At 50.8% G+C, this 18,772-nt stretch carries 17 protein-coding genes and 1 pseudogene; 5 read left to right on the top strand and 13 right to left on the bottom strand.

Going from position 1 to position 18,772, the window contains the following annotated elements; all coding sequences use genetic code 11:
- Window positions 1-185 precede the first annotated feature (185 nt).
- Entirely contained in the window at window positions 186-1,178 is a 993-nt protein-coding gene (locus LFE_RS11465) for a PEP-CTERM sorting domain-containing protein (protein ID WP_014450387.1), read from the top strand.
- Between the two features lie 366 nt (window positions 1,179-1,544).
- Here the strand turns inward: LFE_RS11465 and LFE_RS11455 are convergent, their stop codons facing one another.
- From LFE_RS11455 to LFE_RS13310, 7 genes and pseudogenes are all read right to left on the bottom strand, one after another.
- Window positions 1,545-1,793, bottom strand: a complete 249-nt coding sequence (locus tag LFE_RS11455) for a hypothetical protein (RefSeq protein ID WP_014450386.1) — start codon at window positions 1,791-1,793, stop codon at window positions 1,545-1,547.
- 15 nt (window positions 1,794-1,808) lie between these two features.
- Window positions 1,809-2,293, bottom strand: a pseudogene (locus LFE_RS13800) (ISAzo13 family transposase); the annotation flags it as partial.
- A 134-nt stretch (window positions 2,294-2,427) separates the two neighbouring features.
- Window positions 2,428-3,789 carry a TIGR03013 family XrtA/PEP-CTERM system glycosyltransferase gene (locus LFE_RS11450; RefSeq protein ID WP_014450384.1) on the bottom strand — a complete coding sequence of 454 codons (1,362 nt, stop codon included), beginning with the start codon at window positions 3,787-3,789 and terminating at the stop codon, window positions 2,428-2,430.
- Between the two features lie 90 nt (window positions 3,790-3,879).
- Window positions 3,880-4,824, bottom strand: a complete 945-nt coding sequence (locus LFE_RS11445; RefSeq protein WP_014450383.1) for an SDR family oxidoreductase — start codon at window positions 4,822-4,824, stop codon at window positions 3,880-3,882.
- Between the two features lie 113 nt (window positions 4,825-4,937).
- Window positions 4,938-6,239, bottom strand: a complete 1,302-nt coding sequence (locus LFE_RS11440) for a nucleotide sugar dehydrogenase (RefSeq protein WP_014450382.1) — start codon at window positions 6,237-6,239, stop codon at window positions 4,938-4,940.
- Between the two features lie 21 nt (window positions 6,240-6,260).
- Window positions 6,261-8,099, bottom strand: a complete 1,839-nt coding sequence (gene glmS / locus LFE_RS11435; RefSeq protein ID WP_014450381.1) for a glutamine--fructose-6-phosphate transaminase (isomerizing) — start codon at window positions 8,097-8,099, stop codon at window positions 6,261-6,263.
- A 130-nt stretch (window positions 8,100-8,229) separates the two neighbouring features.
- Window positions 8,230-8,832, bottom strand: a complete 603-nt coding sequence (locus LFE_RS13310; protein ID WP_148272646.1) for an arsenate reductase/protein-tyrosine-phosphatase family protein — start codon at window positions 8,830-8,832, stop codon at window positions 8,230-8,232.
- Window positions 8,833-8,889: 57 nt separating this feature from the next.
- Here LFE_RS13310 and LFE_RS14185 point away from each other — a divergent pair, with 57 nt between their 5' ends.
- Window positions 8,890-9,054 carry a hypothetical protein gene (locus LFE_RS14185; RefSeq protein WP_014450379.1) on the top strand — a complete coding sequence of 55 codons (165 nt, stop codon included), beginning with the start codon at window positions 8,890-8,892 and terminating at the stop codon, window positions 9,052-9,054.
- Window positions 9,055-9,059: 5 nt separating this feature from the next.
- Here the strand turns inward: LFE_RS14185 and LFE_RS11425 are convergent, their stop codons facing one another.
- The 3 genes from LFE_RS11425 to LFE_RS11415 are packed head-to-tail and all read right to left on the bottom strand — an operon-like array spanning window position 9,060 to window position 11,748.
- Window positions 9,060-9,758, bottom strand: a complete 699-nt coding sequence (locus tag LFE_RS11425) for a hypothetical protein (protein WP_014450378.1) — start codon at window positions 9,756-9,758, stop codon at window positions 9,060-9,062.
- Window positions 9,759-9,769: 11 nt separating this feature from the next.
- On the bottom strand, window positions 9,770-10,927 hold the full coding sequence (locus LFE_RS11420) for a M24 family metallopeptidase (protein ID WP_014450377.1): 1,158 nt from the start codon (window positions 10,925-10,927) through the stop codon (window positions 9,770-9,772).
- Window positions 10,928-10,944: 17 nt separating this feature from the next.
- The gene (locus tag LFE_RS11415) at window positions 10,945-11,748 is read right to left on the bottom strand and encodes an O-methyltransferase (protein WP_014450376.1); all 804 of its coding nucleotides are present in this window, start codon (window positions 11,746-11,748) and stop codon (window positions 10,945-10,947) included.
- A 587-nt stretch (window positions 11,749-12,335) separates the two neighbouring features.
- On the opposite strand from LFE_RS11415, the gene LFE_RS14770 reads away from it, so the two are divergent.
- Window positions 12,336-12,596, top strand: a complete 261-nt coding sequence (locus LFE_RS14770; RefSeq protein ID WP_014450375.1) for a type II toxin-antitoxin system Phd/YefM family antitoxin — start codon at window positions 12,336-12,338, stop codon at window positions 12,594-12,596.
- Window positions 12,597-12,893: 297 nt separating this feature from the next.
- Here LFE_RS14770 and LFE_RS11400 read toward each other — a convergent pair whose 3' ends face one another.
- Window positions 12,894-13,136 (bottom strand): AbrB/MazE/SpoVT family DNA-binding domain-containing protein, encoded by a 243-nt coding sequence (locus LFE_RS11400; RefSeq protein ID WP_014450374.1) that lies wholly within the window; start codon window positions 13,134-13,136, stop codon window positions 12,894-12,896.
- Window positions 13,137-13,565: 429 nt separating this feature from the next.
- A complete protein-coding gene (locus LFE_RS13305; RefSeq protein ID WP_014450373.1) occupies window positions 13,566-14,597 on the bottom strand; it encodes a helix-turn-helix transcriptional regulator in 1,032 nt (343 codons plus the stop codon).
- 281 nt (window positions 14,598-14,878) lie between these two features.
- Here LFE_RS13305 and LFE_RS11390 point away from each other — a divergent pair, with 281 nt between their 5' ends.
- Both LFE_RS11390 and LFE_RS11385 read left to right on the top strand, forming a co-directional pair.
- On the top strand, window positions 14,879-15,523 hold the full coding sequence (locus LFE_RS11390; RefSeq protein ID WP_014450372.1) for a hypothetical protein: 645 nt from the start codon (window positions 14,879-14,881) through the stop codon (window positions 15,521-15,523).
- A 277-nt stretch (window positions 15,524-15,800) separates the two neighbouring features.
- Complete coding sequence (locus tag LFE_RS11385; RefSeq protein ID WP_232502526.1) at window positions 15,801-17,831, top strand: hypothetical protein; 2,031 nt, start codon at window positions 15,801-15,803, stop codon at window positions 17,829-17,831.
- Window positions 17,832-18,471: 640 nt separating this feature from the next.
- On the opposite strand, the gene LFE_RS13790 is transcribed toward LFE_RS11385, so the two are convergent.
- Window positions 18,472-18,702 (bottom strand): zinc ribbon domain-containing protein, encoded by a 231-nt coding sequence (locus tag LFE_RS13790; protein WP_269763944.1) that lies wholly within the window; start codon window positions 18,700-18,702, stop codon window positions 18,472-18,474.
- Window positions 18,703-18,772: the final 70 nt, after the last annotated feature.

Raw genomic sequence — 18,772 nt, 5'->3', positions numbered from 1 at the left:
TGAGGGAGTTGGCGTTAAAAGGGGCTCTGTAATTTTTTTTATTCTTGTTTTGATTGTATTTGATGTGATGCTCGAGGATGGGGTCTATTGATTGGTTTGTCTGGCACAATCATTGCTTAAGATTGGCGTGTTCCCTTTTTCCTGACTCAAGAGAGTCAGTCAATCTTTATAAGGAGATCTCATAGATGAACAGAATGAAAAAAATCACGATCACAGCAGGTCTGGCCTTGGCTTTGACCGTTGGTCTCGGAACAACCGCCAAGTCCGCATGGGCGGGTTATCTTGGAACGCAGAATGTTGTCGCAAATGGCACAGCAGATTCTTCACTTGTGAATTACAGCACGACCAGCGGACTCACATTCTCCCAATCCTATACAAATGCAAGCACATTCGGAAATACAATCCCAAATCCCCTTCCAACGCTTCCGGCAGGATACGGATCGATCAATGGGTTTAATGTGCCTCAAAATTCTAACAATCCAAACAGTAACGCTCTTCCTTATGATCAGACATTTTATAATTCTTCGACCCTTAATTTGCAGCTTGTAGCTTCGAGCCTTTCTAACTACTCTGCATCAGGTGCCGGTGTGGGTTCTTTTAGTGGGCAACTCTTGTCGCAGGTTTTTAAAATCGGCCAAGGAGCCACTATGTCAGGTGCAACTCCTGGTGAACTGGTATTTACTTATCAGTTTGATGTGACTGCCTCTAACACGGTTGGTCCAAACCAAGTTTCTTTGGCTCTTTTGAACAATCCGTCAAATGAAACCCCTTGGTTGCTGGGTGGTGGATTTAATTCCAGCAACGGGACGCCAACTGGCTATTCGGCAATCGGTACGGATCTTTCGAGCGTATCTGGTTTGCCTACTGTTGACAATTTTTTCTCGGGCTTGACCGGATCCGGTATCGTAGTTTCCACCAATGGATCGATTCAGTCAGAGGCTGATCAATGGACTGCTGAGATGGGAGCGGGAACGGTGTCGCCACAAATTTTCTTGGCGACAAATGCCTATAGTTATTCCTTGGGTAGCTTTTCTGCCGAAGGTGGTGGTATCTCCGGGTCTACCCAAACGTTTGTTCCTGGAACCCCAGAGCCCTCCACTATAGTTCTTCTTGGTAGTGGCCTCGCTCTTCTCGCTTTCATGATTCTCAGACGCAAAGAGAACGGTTTGACAATATAAGTCCTCTTTATTATTACGCTGTTACGGAAAGGCCCTTCCCTTGGATATAATCCAAGAAAAGGGCCTTTTCAATTTTTTCCCTTCTTTTGCCTTTTTTCTGCGGTCTTGATAAAAAACATCCTGAACAATTACAGTCGGGATTCCTATCTCTTATCTTTACCTTTCTTTTGGGCACTGTTTCAAATTCGATTTGACTGAATTGAAACATGAACAATCTCCGCAGTTGTTGTGAACTTCTTTGATTCCACAGGGACTCTATCGTGGATACTTAACTCTAGTAAAAAGAACCCAAAAATATGTACACTTTAGCTTCAGATTCGAGAGCGTCAAAATTCTCCGAGCGATGAATCACGGAGTTACGTTGATTTATTGGACGTCTTTGAGGATCCGTTCCTTCAGCTCAACCAAGGAAGCAATCCGGATGTGCTGAAGAAAGGTCGGCTCATCTTCGAAAATAGGGTTGCACCAGATTGAGTAAGCCACGGCTTTGGGGGTATGCACATAAAGGAACCGGTTGTGCCGGATTCCGAGATGCGTTCGGGTTTCCGGGGAGATAATTGCGATCGTTCTCCACCCTGCGTTGGGATAGTTGCCAATGGAGTTATGAGCATTCACCTTTTCGGACTATTCCTGTGGGTTCCACATACGTCCTTTGTTGTTGAAGGGGCCGATGAGCTCTTTCTTCTTGGTATACACCGAAATGACCGGCTACCCCCGCTTCAAGCAAACATTGGCTAGTCGCCGCCGGCTTTTGGGCGTCCACTTAAGAGGCGATTCGGGGTATCCTCGCATATTGGCTCATCGAGCGACTTCAGATCGGCCATGAGTGTGGGGTCAAGAGCGTCCACTTTTTTATCCGTCCCACGGACGCCGGATAGTCAGCGCGGACGCCTCCTGTTCTTTGGGACGTTCCTCCAACTCTTTCACCCGACATGAATGCCTACCGCGAAATCCCGGTGGTTCTGGGAGACGGTCATGACACCCCCATGGCCCAAAACCTTGGCTTCGGCTGAGCACACAATCTGACGCAACCGTTCATCCAGTGTCCACGCCAGCAAGTTGAATCGGTCTGCGATCAGATTATTCTCAAGAGTGGAGGGTATGGCAAAATCTATTATTAGTAACAATTATTTTTTATAAACCCTAAGGTCTAAGAATGTGGGTGACTTGCAAGAAGGTAATATTTGTCTTTTAAAAGAACTTTTAGAAGGAGCAATCGTCTGGGGACAAGGAGCCCGCTCACGAATGACTACCTGCTTCCTTTTCGGAAGAGAACCACATGAACCGTTTCCATGATTGTCATGATATCCAGAAAAATGGACATGTTCTTCACATAGTAAAGATCGTACTCCAGTTTCTTTAAGGCATCCTCTATCGAAGCCCCGTATTCGTAGCGGATCTGGGCCCATCCCGTCAGACCCGGTTTCACGATGTGACGCTGGGAGTAAAATGGTATCTTTTCCTCAAGCTCTTTGACGAAAACAGGCCGTTCAGGACGCGGCCCGACAAAACTCATCTCGCCTTTCAGGATATTCAAGAGCTGTGGCAGTTCATCAAGACGGGTCTTTCGAATGAATTGTCCCACGCGGGTAATCCTGGAGTCATTCTTTTTGGCCCATACCGGGCTATTGCCTTTTTCCGCATCAGTGACCATGGATCGAAACTTGTAGATGTGAAAAGGCTTGTTGTATCTTCCGACCCGCTCCTGGGAATAGAAAATGGGACCCGGAGACTCAAGTTTTACGGCAATGGCCACGATGATGAAAAGCGGGATGGTCAGTATCAGGACGACAAGAGCCATCAGTGAATCCAGAACTCTTTTGATCAGCCGAAGCACCTTCGGCTGCCTGAATCCTTCCCCAAAAATCAGAAAGCTTGGATTGATCGACATGATGTCGATCTTGTTAGCGTGAATTTCATAGAAGGTTCCCCATTCGCAGACCTTGATCCCACTCATCTTGCAATGGAGAAGCCTCGGAATATCGAGTTTTCCCCGACGGTCATTCATCGCGACAACAATCCTGTGAACGGTGTTTTTCGAGATGAAATCCGCCAGATCAAAATCCGCAAGCTCTTCTTGGGAAAGGATCCTGACCACAGCGATATTATTCCTCTGGAGGTTGATCTCCGACAGGATCTTCGCAATGTGGGCATTGCCCAGAAAGAGCACCTTTTCGGTGGATCCCTTGAAGCGGAAGTTGACCGCCGCGGTTCTCCAGATGGCCAGGATCACGATGGAAATGAAAACGGCGATGATATGAAGGTATTTCTTTGGATGAGGAGGGGAAAACAGGATATGGATCATTTCTGTAAAGAAGAAAATCATGATGATCGCAACGGCAAGTCGTATCTTGAATTCCTTCGAGTCCGTAAAATGGGTAAAGTCGTACAGCCCCGAAATGAACAGGGACAATATTCCCAGAGCTCCGGTGATGAGTGATGCCAGAAGAATCGACGGTGTCCCCGCAATCGACCCGATCGATCGGGAAAGGCTCTGTGAGCTGTCTCCGATCGCCTGGATACCCAGGAAGGTCCCGGTAAGGATCAGAAAGTCCCCGAAGGCAATAAAGAGAATTGTCAGGGAGACGTAGTGGTTGAAAATCCGGATCATTGTTTCCAGACTCCAAAAGTGGCCCGGAGGTTCTTTTCAGATGAAAACGTCGCTCCGGATACCATATCTTTTTGTAGATTCATCTTGATCCTATGTTCTGGCCTTGAACCATTCAACGGTGCGTTTTAGTCCTTCGGAAAAATCCACAAGCGGGCGATAGCCCAGAAGCTCTTCCGCTTTTTTGATATCGGCTCTCGACTCTCTCGGATCACCGGCCCTCGGTGGCTGAAAATCAATGGCCACATTCGGTTTGCCCAGCAGCTTTTTCAACTCTTCGACAAGGTCCAGAAGGGTGAATTGCGCGCCACAGCCGATATTTGCGGCCTGTCCGATCCCGGTTTTTGTCCGGGCTGCGAGCAAGTTCGCCGACACGACATTGTCGATGAAGGTAAAGTCCCGGGACTGGAGTCCGTCGCCGTAGATCGTGATCGGTTCATTTTTGATGATCTTGGTAATGAAACGGGGAATCACCGCCGCGTATTCCGACTGGGGATCCTGAAAGGGTCCGAAAATATTGAAATACCGGAGCGTCACACATTCAAGCCCATAAGTTTTTGAAAAAATGGCGCCGAGATGCTCCTGACTCATCTTGGTCAACGCATAGGGCGAAAGCGGGGACGGCACAATCGTCTCGACCCTGGGCATCCCCGGCGCATCCCCGTAGACAGAAGACGAACCGGCAATGGTCACTCTCCTGACGCCCGCATGTTTGGCTTCCCACAGGATGGCCATGGTTCCATCGACATTGGCGGACTGGGTTTCGAAGGGATCCTTGATGGAGCGGGGAACCGATCCGAGCGCCGCCTGATGAAAGATCACCTCGACATCGGGAAGGATCTTTTTCAGAAGGTCCCGATCCCTGACATCCCCTTCGATGAAACGGACATGAGCCTTGATGTCGTCGATATTCTCGCGCTTTCCTGTTGCGAGGTTATCAAGAATGGCGACGGTTTTTCCTTCGGCGAGAAGTTTTCTGGCGATATTCGAGCCGATGAAGCCAGCGCCTCCGGTAATGAGCATGGTGTTTCCGGCCATGAAGCCTCCTGTTTTGTCAGCAGTTGACTGAAGAAAGGGAGAGGATTCTCTCTCCCCTTCTTTTTTGATGAGTCCCGTCGATCGGTTCCTGTTCCTGGAAAGAATATTTCTTCTTACAATCCGAAGATCTTCGAGTTGGTGATCCCCTTGAAGACATTCCGGGTATCGACGATCACCGGAAGGCGCTGTGTCAGCCCCAGATAGTCGACGTTTGTATGGTCGGTGACGACGATGGCCGCATCGAAGCGGGAAAGGTCCGTTCCCGGCGCGATGTTGGCCGAATGAAATTCTCTCCCGAGAAGATTGAAGGAGCTGATATAGGGATCGGTGTATTCGAGAATGACTCCCTTTTGTTCCAAAAGAACCATCAGGTCGAGTGCGGGGGATTCCCGGAGGTCGTTGACGTTTTTCTTGTAGGCCACGCCCACGATCAGGATTCTTGAGCCTTTCAAGCATTTCGAATGCTCGTTTAACGCATCGTTGACCCGGGTGAGGACATGGTGTGGCATGGCGCCGTTGACGACACCCGCAAGCTCGATAAACCGGGCTTCAAATCCCGACTGTTTGGCCTTCCAGGAGAGATAGTGGGGATCGATGGGGATACAGTGTCCGCCGAGACCCGGTCCCGGAAAGAAGGGCATGAAGCCGAACGGCTTGGTCGCCGCGGCCTCGATCACCTCCCAGATGTTCACGTTCAGGATATGGCTCATCAGCGCCAGTTCGTTGACCAGTCCGATATTGACCGACCGGAAGGTGTTTTCCAGAAGCTTCACCATCTCGGCCGACTCCGGGGAGGAAACGGGAACGACCTTGGTGACGATCGTTCCATAGAGCTCGGAAACCGCCCTGGTGCAGGTCGGGGTGATTCCGCCCACAACCTTCGGCGTATTGAAGATGGAATGGGTCTGGTTTCCCGGATCGACGCGCTCCGGGGAAAAAGCCAGGTAGAAGTCCTGTCCGACCTTGTATTTCCCTTTTTCTTCAAGCTCGGGAAGCATGACCTCCCGGGTGGTTCCGGGATAGGTCGTGCTTTCCAGGACGATGAGCTGGCCTTCTTTCCTGTTGGCGACGATGGATTCCAGAGACTTGACGATATAGGAGATGTCCGGGTCGCGGGTCTTTCTCAGAGGAGTCGGAACGCAGATGGAGACGGTATCGACATCCTTGAGCTTCTTGAAGTCGGTCGTCGCGATGAGATGTCCGGACTTTGTCACCTCTGACAGCTCGGAGGAGGGAACATCCGGGATGTAGGAGTCTCCCTTGTTGATCTGGTCGACTCTGGGAGCATCGATATCGAAGGCAATGACCTGAAATCCTTTTTTGGCAAACTCAACCGCAAGCGGGAGACCAACATACCCGCATCCGATCACGCCGACTACAGCTTTTCTGGAAACAATCTTGTCGATAAGGCTCATCTGTCCATCCTTTGGTTGGTTTTATTCGACGGTGACGCTCTTGGCCAGATTCCGGGGACGATCGACATCGAACCCCTTCAGGTCTGCCATGTGGTAAGAGATGAACTGAAGAACGATGGTGGAGAGAAGGGGAAGGAAAAAGTCCCCGACCGGAGGAAGAAGGATCTGGTGGTTCACGACATCGGTCAGCGCACCCTTTAAAGATGCTGGCGCGATCGAGATGATGATGCCGCTTCGTGAGTGAACCTCCTTCAGGTTCCCGAGGATCTTTGGAAGAAGCTCGGATCCCGAGACCAGGGCGAAGACCGGCATGCTGTCCGAGACCAGGGCCAATGGCCCGTGCTTGAGCTCTCCAGAGGGGTAGCCTTCGGCATGGATGTAGGAGATCTCCTTGAGTTTCAGGGCGCCTTCGAGGGCCAGTGGATAGTCCCGTCCCCGTCCCAGAAACAAGGTGGAGGGAAGATGGGTAAACGGTTTGACGAGATCCCGGATGGAAGGGGACAGGTTGAGCGTTTCTTCCATGAGGGCCGGGATGCGGAAAAACTCATCCAGGATCGAATAAATGTGTGCGTTCGAATGTTCCGGATGAGGTTTCTTGAGACCAAGCTCCAGTGCAAAAAACATCATGTAGACGATCTGGGCGAGAAAGGCTTTTGTCGAGGCGACGCCCAGTTCCGGGCCCGCCAGGAGGAACATGGCATCATCGGCTTCCCGGACCGCAGTGCTTCCCTCGACATTGGTCAGGACGATCTGGGGAACCCCCAGTTCCTTCAAGAGCCTGAGACAGCTCAAGGTATCGGCGGTCTCTCCGGACTGGGTGATCAGGATGGCCAGATCCCGCTCGGGGTCGACCACCGGATGGCGGTATCTGAACTCGGAGGCGACCTCCACCGAAACGGAGACCAGCCCGATGGACTCCAGGAGATATTTTCCAAACAGGCCGGCGTGAAAGGATGTCCCGCAGGCAATGATCAGGATGCGTCGGGCCTTGTGAAGCTTTCTGGAGACCCGTTCCGGGAGGTTAATCTTCAGATGTCCATCGGTTTTTTCGAGAAGACCGGCGAGGAGATTTCTGACAACGCCCGGTTGTTCATGGATCTCTTTCAACATGTAATGGGGGTAAATCCCCTTGCCTTGGGTTTCGGGTGTGACGGACCAGCTCTGAAAGGGTTTTTCCTGACCCGCTCCCAGAAGGAATTCGGGCGGTTTCCCCGAAGAGAGGATGACCACATCTCCCCGGGAGACAGGGAGGATCTCGGAGACTTCGGGAGGAAAGGCATGGGCATCGGAGGAGAGAAAAAGGCCCTCCGCATTTTTTCCGATGATCAGGGGAGATCCCATGTGCACCGCGATGACGGGAGAGTCCGAACGGTCGGTGACGGCCAGAAAGGAATAGGTCCCTGAAAGTCTGGGAAGAGTGGCGAGGACCGCGGTTTTGAAATCCATTCCGGAGGTCATGTTCCGGTCGATCAGATGGCCGATGAGCTCGCTGTCGGTATCGGATGAAAAGGCTGTTCCGACATGATGAAGCTCCCGGCGGATTTCGGAATCGTTTTCAATGATGCCGTTATGGACGACAAAGACCTGCCCGCAGCGGTGGGGGTGGGCGTTTCTCTCTGAAGGCTGGCCATGGGTGGCCCATCTGGTGTGTCCGATGGCGGTGTGTCCCGGAGGCGGCTGTTTTCCCATTCGCTCCCGGAGCTCCCGGGTTGCGCCGACCGTTCGCACCAGAACCGGATCGCCCTCGGAAAGAACCAGGACTCCCGCGGAATCGTATCCGCGATATTCCAGTTTTTCAAGGCCGTCTACGACGGTTTCAGCCGCCCGTCTGGTTCCTGTATAGCCAAAAATGCCGCACATGAAGCCTCCTCATGATCGAAGAAGATTGCCCGGCCTGCCGGTCCGAAAGCCGGGGCAGGCCGTTTTGGTCAAAAAGAGAGCCGGACTGTCATGGATCTTCCGGTAGAACCGTTCATCGATCCGGAATCCTTCATGGTCTGGAGATCTGGTTACGATGGCTGTTCACGGTATGAATCAGCCATGCTGTGAAATGGGAAGAAACCCTCTTCATCCGGGTGATGATTTGCCGCTGGGTCTGTGGAGGCTCACGAAAGGGATCCGGGATCACGATGTCGCCGGAGGGATCCCATGCACCAAGCCAGACCACCTTGGAAAGTGCCATCTCCCCATATCTCCTGAGCCCCTCCCTGTTGGAGTCGTCCATGATCAGGATAATGGTTGCCCATGAGATGTCTTCAGCGGAAATGGGGTTGGACAAATGGTCGGAAAGATCCACGCCAAGACTTTTGGCCTGTTTGGCATAATCCTCCGGGGACGGTTGGGAATCGAGTGGAAGAAGCCCCCTGGAGCGAATCTGGAAGAGCTCTCCCGGGAGACTTTTTTTGAGAAGGGTTTCAACGACCGGACTTCGGCAGATATTCCCCAGACACAATACGAGGATATTCCCGCCCAGTGTGAGCGCTCTTGCGCGTTTTTTGGATTCCCGTCTGGCTCCAAAAAATCGAAACGCTTTGAGTTTTCCGACTTTTCTTTCAGGTTCGATCTCGTGTTCAGAAGAATCGGCAAATGACATCAGTGACTTTCCCACCCATGCACGAATCTGCTTTGATCATCCCCATTGGATTCAATCATGTTTGAGCAGATAATTCAATTGATGGGATTGTCTTATCAGTCAGGGAAAATGTCAAGCTTTGCACAGTCTTTCGGTTCAGATATCAAAAAAAGATATGGGCTTTTCAGGAATGATTCTGGGGCTTTTTCTATCTTTCAAATAGAAAAAGAAGATGGGCAATGATGTTTTTATGGACAAAAAAGAGTCTGGGAGTCGAGACTGATCAGAAGATCTGATGGCCATGATGTGCCCATTTCTGAAAAATGGGCAAGCGTCATTAAAAAATGGGCGACTTCTGTCCCTGTGAACAGTCTTCCCATGGGGGAGGAACGTTTCAGTTTCTCCAGGATGGCAGGGTTCATGTTTGGAGTCGTGTGTCCAGGGACGTGGATCATCGTCAGCCCCCCCACAAAGATTCCTTCTGGGGCAAGCTCGACCTTCCATTGCCGGATCAGTCCCTTTAACGCGCCGAGGTAGATTCTCGCGGAGATGTAGCCGGAGACGGCCAGACGATCGAGATCCGGCAAGAGAAAGAGAAGGCTTGACCCTTTCTGAAGATGGGGACGGATCTCCTGATGAAGTTCCTGAACTCCCCTGAGAGCGGGCAATAGGGAGAAGGGATCCTGTTCATGACGATGGAAGGTGGGGTGGGCCAGGTGGTAGAAGGTTCTGAGTCCACGCTCTTTCCAGGGGGGCGTTTCGGGAAGCCGGAGCGGAGAGAGAAGGTCCAGTGTGAGCCAGTCGCAGCGTTCGGGAACGGATGGAGGCCTGTGATGCGATCGCCCTGTTGCGACCGGAGGGGTGCCTCTGTCTGTCAGGGCGTCAAGGATGGCAAGCCCGACAGGGGAAGTTGCCCCGGTGACCAGATCGACAGGCTCTTTGATCACGGGCTCCCCGATCAGTCGATGATGGCGCTTTTGAGTGTCTTGGGGAATGTCGTGAGGTTTTGTGCACCTGTATCCGTAATGGCGAGCATATCCTCGATCCGGATTCCCCCGACTCCCGGGTAATAGAGCCCTGGCTCAACGGTGATGATGTGACCCGGAGCAAGAAGTTCACCGGCGCGACCCACTCTTGGCGCTTCATGGATTTCAAGACCGACCCCGTGGCCCGTTCCATGGAAGAAGCCTTCCATCCTTCCGTCCGGTCGGATTCCGGTGGAATAGCCCATGGAGGAAAAGTGGGCGACGACCGCTTCGTGAAGAAGCTTTGAATCCACTCCCGGACCGGCAAGGTCGATGGCCTTGTTCTGGGCATCGAGAACGGCCTGGTAGTTTCTTTTGAGTTCCGGTGAGACAGCACCCTTGAAGAAGGTCCTGGTCATGTCGGAATAGTAGCGGGTCTCTTCATGGCTCGGGAAGATGTCGAAAACGATGGGGAGATGGGCTGGAAGCGGTCCTGTCCCTTCCATATGGGGGTCGCAGGCCTGTTCCCCTCCGGCAACGATCGTGTGGCGGCCCAGAAGGTTTCTTTTGAGCATCTCCTGCTTGAGGACGGATTTGACCCGTTCCGAGGTCAGGTACTCTCCGTCAACCCAGATCAGACCCTCCCTGATTTCCGCTTTTCTGAGGAGTTCAAGAGCAATTTCCAGGGACTCCTCGACTCCGATTTGGGTCTCCCTGATCCATCTGATCTCCTCGGGGTTTTTGAGAGCCCTTTGCGGATAGAGTTCCCCGTCGGAGACAACGATTTCGATCCCTTCGGATTCAAGGGCCCTCGAGTAGCCGGAAGCGAGATCGAAAGGAACCAGAACCCGGTCGAAATGGCGATCCTTCAAAAAAAGTGCGGCGATCGCCGGGAGGTTGGCTCTTTTCCCGTTGGCCTTGAGTCTTTCCTCAAAGGTTCTGGTCGGAACGACCTCGTCAACGGTAGCCTGTTTTTTTCCACGATCGACTTCAAGGTCCGAGAGCAGAAGGGAGCGGGTGGTGGGGGTTTCAACATAGATAACCGGGTCGGGGGTCAGGAAGCGTGTTCGGTAGAAGAGGTCAAAGCTGGCCTCTCCCGAGGCGATCAGAAGCTTCGGGAGAGGGGTGTTCCGGGTGGAGTCGGTGTCCATATCGAGTGCGTCCTTTATCATCCCCTGGGAATGCGGTAGGAAACCATTGTTCCATCACAGATGGGAAGCATTGAGGACAAGAATCGCGGGTCGGCAAACATCCTGTGGTTGTAAGCTTCAACCGAGGATGTCAGCATGTTTTTAGTCTGTTCGGAGCCGACTCCTGCGGGAAGATTCCCCAGCGAGACGACCAGTCCACCTTCCGCGATCTTGTCGGGAATCACATCAAGCCAGGCGGCCATTTTGGTTCTTTCCTGCTGAAGATCGAGAACCAGAAGGTCGAACTGTCCTTCTGTCTCGCCAAACTGCTTGGCACCGTCTGTGATCTTGATGCTGACCCTGCTTTGAAGTCCTGCCCTTTTGAGATAGTTGGCGATCAGGCGCTGATTTTCATCGGCGATGGTGCCAATCATATACTGGCAGTCATTGGGGAGGATCTTTGCAAGCCAGAGGGTGGAATAGCCATAGGCACCGGTCCATTCGTACACTCTCTTGACCTTGTTCATGTAGGCAAGCGTTGCGAGGGTCATTCCACCCTGAGGACCAAGAAAGGGCCTTCCATGCTGGCCGGTCAGAATGCCGATTTCCCTGATGAGAGGGTCGCGGTCGGGAATGAGTCCTTCTGTATAATGCTCGACTGGGGTTTGTTCTTTTTCCTTGATTACGCCTTTTTCCATGGGATGAATTTTCTCCGGATAGATGGTTTCCTGTGCCCATTGGGGCGGATTGATTTCTGCTCCCGAACTGATCTTGGGGAACATGGTTCCCAAGCGGGTTTTCTTCAAAGAACCAAGGCCCGAAAAGGCCCAAATCCCCACCATGACATCTCTGCCGGTCTTTTTGTCCGGTTGGGCGGGAGGTTCTTTTTAGCTGGATAATATCATTGCTTAATGTATCACGCACGATTGGATTGTGTCTAACCGAATGGGAATTCAGAGGAGCGCTCACGTTTGAAGGGGAGTGGGTCAGATTTCGGAGGAAGGGTGGTACGAGAGGTGTCTGGACTTTTTTTCCACTGGACCTCGTTGCCGATTGGTGACCCTCCAAGTGGTCGAATCCGTCGAAGATCTGAAGATCCTGATGATCTTCCCCTTTGACAGAGGAATGATAAGGCTTCCGGGAAAGAACATGCATCAGAAAGATGGAGTGAGGTTTGCCTCTTCTCGCAGGGAGGGGAACGTTTTGACAATCCTGAAATACAAGCTACCTTAAAACGGAGGACGGAGAAGGGGCTCGGGTTTCCGATAGAGACCCTCGGGAAACTCCCAATACTTGCGTTCTGAGCCCAACTTCACAAGGTGACCCGGCATGGTCAAAAGTGACAGATGGTGACGCATGTATGGACCCGTAGGGATTGTTTTTGGGACTCATTCTATTAGACTGGTCCTTTACCCAGTTATAGGAGGGAATGTCCATGGATTCTTGGTCAGTATATGATGCGAAATCAGGTTTTGGTGAGCTTTTGGATGCCTGCGTAAATAAAGGCCCCCAGATGATTACGAGGCGCGGTGTGGAGACCGCTGTGCTTGTGGATGTTGCTTTATGGAATCGCCTGAGTCAAGAAGCACGTTCTTCGCTCAAGAGTTTGTTGTTGTCTCCCTTGAACCGGGAAGAACTGGGTCCACCGCATCGTGGTTCGGTAACACACCGCCCTCCAACAGTTTTGTAGGTTTGGCTTGTACCTTTTTGATACCAATATCATTTCCGATTTGAGCCGTAAACACAGCGACGTGGCTGTATCGGCATCTCTTCAGGAAGTGTCGATGGGCCGGTCCAGTCAAAACAAGCCTCCTCACCGGTTCCATGTCACTTGAGTCTCTCCGATGAGAGCGAATATCCTCGCCCTCACCTCCGTCAGTTCACCCGGTGTGACACGCCGTTTAAGACGTGGCACTGAGGGCAACCCAGTCTAGGTTTTTGACCTGGTCGACAAGTATGGCTGAAGGAGGGTCTCCTGACAGGGTGACTACAAAATTTCTTTGCCGACAGGTTCTCCAACCCGGACCTCGTCATGGATGTTTTGGGGCGTTATCCTGGACAGCAAATCGGCAAGCTGATACTCAGATGATCGTATCGGTTCGATGACGATACGGTCATCCTCGACCCGGACATCGACCGCATCATTCAGAGAAAGGTGAGCGGCTTCCATGATCCCTGACGGGATGCGAGCGGAAGCACTGGTTCCCCATTTTTTGACAATCACACGCATAATAGCCTCCAACATTGATCCATTGTCGATACGTTAGAGTATGTTTGATGGTCTGTCTAGAGTGCCTATCCATCCATGCTGTCAGGGGCTGGCCAATGTCTGGAGGAAGAATTGAGATGGAGTAAAAATCAGAAATTTTGGAGCAGGGTGGCCCACCTGCGATAAACATTCCTCCGATTTTGAAAATCAGGCCAAGAACCGCTTTGACGTCAGGGTGACCAAGGACATCCCCTACCAGCCGATCCGAAACTGTCTTGACCTCTTATCCGGGATGCCCGGGCGGTTGGGGATGACTCCAGAGAATTTGGTGTGGATCCTTAAGCCTTCCTTTGTTTTTTAAGGGCCGATTCAGTCTTAAAAACCGTTAAGACCGTTCTATGACCCCTCTTTTTCTTTTTGTCGTGCACAAGTCAACTCTTACAGACGATTCTACATCGCGTTCGCGCAGAGAAAAATCAGCTGGTAGCGGCTTTTGATCTTGAGCTTGTTGAAGATATCGTGAAGATGGTCCTTGACCGTCTGCTCCGAGATGCCGAGATCGGAAGCAACAAGCCGATTGCTCCTTCCCTGGAGAACGAGCGCGGCAATTTCTGCCTGCCGGGGAGAGAGTCCCAGTGAGGAGAGTTTTTCCCGGGTCGACTTTTTTTGGGGAAATGGCTCAAGAAGAAGCACCTGGGCTTTTATTTTTTCAGAAACAGGATCGTCGGTGTCTTTCAGCGCCTGGATGGGGATCGTTATGACCCTGTATGTGCCGAGACTCGTGCTGATAATGTTGGGAAGATCGCTCCCGGACGCATTGAAGTCGTGCGCACTGCGATCTCCCCAGATCTGTTTGGCAATCTTGTTTCCCCAGAAGATCGACTGGTCCTGCTGGATGAACATGATTCCCGTTTTGGGTGAGTACTCCGGAATGGACTGCTCCCGGAATTGGTTGATCATCTGGGAAAGATGGGGTGCCAGAAGTTTCAGGAACAGGATCTCCCGCTGCGTGAATGGTTTTTCCCGGTTCTCCCTGTGTAGCCGCAGAACCCCGACGGGATATCCCTCAAAGCCCAGATTGGATGCCAGAATATGGGAGATCTGGGCCCGTTTCAGGAGATCCTGGGCGTAAGGGGAGGTATCGAACCAGTCTGGTGGGACAAGATCGGAAAGCCTTGTGACATCGTTTGAAAAACTCCGGAACCACCCGGAAGAAAAGACCGGATCGAGGGTGGAGAAGTGAAGGGCGTACTCCATGAAGTATTGGGAAGGGTGATCGAAAATCTGGGCTCCGTCGAGAAGAAAGTCCCCGGACTCCCTGTCGGCGGGGATGAAAACTCCGGTCGTGAGATCAAGTGCATCGTGAAGGGAATCCCATATTTCGAGAAACAGGGCTTTTGAATCTTTTGCATTGTGAAGCCGGCAGATGAGGTTCAGGAGAGTCTGATAATCCTTTGAGGATAACTCCATCACAGCGTCCATCGAAGCACCTCGTTTGTTTCGGTACGCAACATGTTCGAATCACCATGAAAATGACTTCCCCTAACTACATCATCTGGTGAGAATTGTTCGGCTTTTACGACCATCGTCCTGTGAATCCATTCAGATCATTATTCTATGATAAATATAGCTCAATTCCCCCAAAAGGCAATCCACTACTTTCGATGGATAGACAGAATTGGGGAGCTGATCTACCCTTTCGCCATCACTTGTCCTTTTTATCAAAAGTGATAGCTATAGACAATTTTGGGAAGGAGTGAGTGATGGGTTTACAGGAAGGATCTTCCAGAAGGATGAATGAGGGATCGGAGTCACTTGAGACCTCTTCTCCCATGGGGAGTCCGAGGTTCAGGAACCACGGAAATGGTTTGGTTTTCTTCACCAGGGCAATGATCCTTTTGGTGGGTCTTTTGCTGGTCTCCGGTTGTGGCTCCGAGCCATCCTACCGGCAGGCCTTCAATTCTTCAGAACAGATCCAGGGAAACACCGAATCCATTTCGGCATCCGAGGATCGTACCTGGGCGGCATCGTTACGGGTCCTTTCCCAGCAGGGCTTCATGGTCCGCTCTGCGGACAAGGCAAACGCGATCATCCTTGCCGATCGCGAGATGACGGATCAGAACGACAAGAACGTTTCTTACCAGATCACTTCAACGGTCACCTTTGTCCCGCTGGGCCAGGGCATCACCCAGGTCAGCCTTGCGGCGAACCAGACAACCGAGCTTCACCGGAAAGAGTACGTCTGGTGGCATCTTCTCTGGTTGATCCCTCTTTTTCCGATCGGGTCCGAGTACAACTCGGTGGTGACACAGAGGGGAACGGTCCAGAATCCGGAGTTTTATGCCGGCTTTTTTGACAATCTGAAGGTCTTGCTCAAGGACAAGACAGCGAATGGAATCAAGAAGTAAGGGGAACGAGAACATTTGGGAAAAGTAAAGACAAAATGACAGGGGCCACTCTGCAAAGCGGCCCCTGAAACAAACATAGCTTGGAGGTTCACCCATGAAACCCCTATTTGATTATAGGCAAGGTAGGTCTTGTGTGCAAATGGCCGAGGAAAAGAGATGTCAGGATTCAAACGGGAATATGTTTTTCCCTTTATGGAAGTTGAGTTCAATGGCGGTGTTTTTCGTTCTTTCGCTTGCGGCCTGCGGAGGAGGTAGCGGGGGTGGTGGTGGTGCTGGTGTGACTGTCTCTGGAACGGTTCAGGGAGGTTTAACCGACCTTTCTTCTTCGTCCGTTTCTCTCTGGGAGGCGGCTTCCTCTCCAGGAGGAGCGGCTATAAGAATCAGCCCATCTGTTACAACGGGTGTTAATGGCGCCTATACATTGAAAGCTTCAACGTCTGTTCCAAGCACGGCTTTCCTTTATGTTGTTGCAAACGGCGGAAATTCCCCATCTGGAAAATATAATGGCCATATCCTTATGATGTCTCCGATCGGAACTCCCAGCAATATTCCAAAGACAGTCAATGTGACCGAGTATACAACAGTTCTTGCCGCTTCCTTGTTTATGGGGCCCAGCCAGACATTTACCCCCTCAGGATTCCCTTCAATTGTTGGGACGACATCTGCCCTTAATAGTAATCTGAGTACTTTTAATCAATATGTGAACATCCAGACCGGGCTATTAAACGCATCAAATCTTTCAACAAGCGGAATCCAGCAGATCACGTCGGATGCAAACATTCTGGCATCTTGCGTGGAGGATTCCAGCACTTCATTTACGAACTGCTCATCCTTGATGAATTCAACAACTGTTGGGTCAACTACCCCATCAAATATATTGATGAGCTATACGAACTACATTAATAATTCTGGGAGTATCTCGGCACAAAATCAATCGAATATACTGGCTTTGGCCAATGATACAACGACAACCGTGTATGACGGTGTGCAGCAAACCGCTCTCAATACCAACCTTCCTGCTACAAGCTCTGGAAGTGGAACAAGCTCTGGAAGTGGAACAGGCTCTGGAAGCGGAACAGGCTCTGGAAGCGGAACAGGCTCTGGAAGCGGAACAGGCTCTGGAAGCGGTGCAACGATTGTGGGGTCCATTGTTGTTGCCACCACCCCCGCAGCAGGTGGCACTCAATTGGCAAGTTTTACTTATACGGCCAACGGGACAGTGACTAACTCCAGTTCTCCATCTCTTTATACAATCCCTGCGACGGCTAGTAACGGTTGCGGAGGGGCGATCAGTAATGCCCAATTTGATCCTGGTCACAATATCCTAATCCTGTCCTTTCCGGCGGGTTCTTCGAGTTTGGTCATCTGTACCTACACCGCCAACCCAAGTACCGGGGTAATAGCGTTTGCCGGCCATACTCCTGTTCTTTCTGGATATGGATTTGGATTATATCCCGCGAATTCGCTAATCGTCGGGGGATCAAATACGAATGGTTTTTTATATACCTATGATGCAGCCGGGAACTTGACTTCTGGGACCTTTTCAAACGGTGTTCCTTCAGGGGATACAGTTGTGGGGGCTGATTTTGCCAATAATATTGTGTGGTATGGCACTCAAACGACAGGGTCAGGAACGTCAACTAACTCCGATACATTTATCGGGGCCTGTTCTTTTTCTTTTTCAGGCAGTACTATGACGGTGGGGAGTTGTACTCCTTTTTCCAGCAGTTTTACGATCCCCAATGATGCGATTGAAGTCGATTCTCGTGACGGCCTTTTGATTTATACTGATGCCACACCACAAAACTGCAGTTCGACTGTTATATATGCCCATATCCTTTCATACAGTAAAACAAACGGGGTTTTTGCTAATTCCCCATCGAATGCTCCAAGTGAGTCAATCGGTCCTTGTAGTTATGCGGTTTATAATCCCGACTATTATAACGAATCTGCGGATTTGGCGGATAATCTTTTCTTTGGGACAAGTTATGTTTCAGGGTCCAATCCTGTGATAACTCCTTACCCCTTCACCACTGCGGGGAGTTTCGGTTCAAGTGAAGCGTCTGTTAGTCCGACCAACAATAATCAGGGATCCTTTGTCCTGGATTTGGTGAATCATTTGATCTTTTCTCTCACAGGAACGAATAGCAGTGGAGTTACAACCATTACTGGCCTTTCCAGCAATCCCTACACAAGCACTGGGTTTGGTAGTTCAGGAATTCCGAGCTCCTTGAGTTTTTCAAACAACACGTATTCCTGTACTCAGGGATCAAACTGTACCTTTGGAATTGTTTCCATTCTGAACTGAAATTTCTTTTCCAGTCCTGATTCGACGATTAAATTTGGAAATACCCCCGGAGACCTGATTTTGTCCTCCGGGGGTATTTTTTTGGGAAAATAACAACAGGATGTTGTCGACTGTTTTGTGTCGACACTGATTCAATTTATTGGTTCACACTAAAAACTATAACCTCAAGTATTTGTTAAGTTTGAATATTTAGTCATGATATCCTCCGGATAATGAACCGATTTTCACGATTCCTTCCGGAGGATGATCGATGACCCATGGACAGAGACTTCACCCGAGCCTTTTTTCCTGGGTGGTGCAACAGCATCTTGCCCCGAAATACCCACTACTGTTGCTTTCTGGAAAGATCGATCCGTCTTGATCGACAAATGCCATCTTTCCGATCTCATCTCTGTCGAAAAGAAGAATGGATCTTTTACCTACACAAGACCAGAAATAAAGAAAGGCTTACGGGAACTCTTCGAAAGCGAGGAATTGGAATTCGGAGATCTATGCTATTCCGGCGCTTTGAAATCGGTTTGACGGTTTATGTCAACCTATGGATTGGTCATCGAGGGTGTGTATGACAACGAAATTCTGAAAGAATTCATCTAAACATGGATAACGGTTGTAGTGGGGGTTTGCAGTTCAAGTATTTCATTCAAACTGCGATAGGCCGATTGATTGCGGCCTTGAAACGAATGGTCCGTGCGGCATTGATGTCCGCGTGTTCGGTGCGTTTACAGATCAAACAGGAGAAATGGCCTTTAGACGTTCGGTTGCCTTTTTCGCAATCTCCACAAAGAGAGCATGTACTGGAGGTATTCGGTGGATCGACCAAAACCACGGGAACGTCTTCCAGAACTGCCTTGCAGGTGATAAAGCGTCTCAACTGGTCAAACGCCCATTATAAACCAGTAACAGAAAGGGGAAGCGCATTCCTACCCTCTCCTGATGAAGCG

The organism is Leptospirillum ferrooxidans C2-3, assembly GCF_000284315.1.
Lineage (GTDB): Bacteria > Nitrospirota > Leptospirillia > Leptospirillales > Leptospirillaceae > Leptospirillum > Leptospirillum ferrooxidans.
Note: the sequence above shows the minus strand (reverse complement) of the source record. Positions and strands in the feature narration are given on the sequence as shown.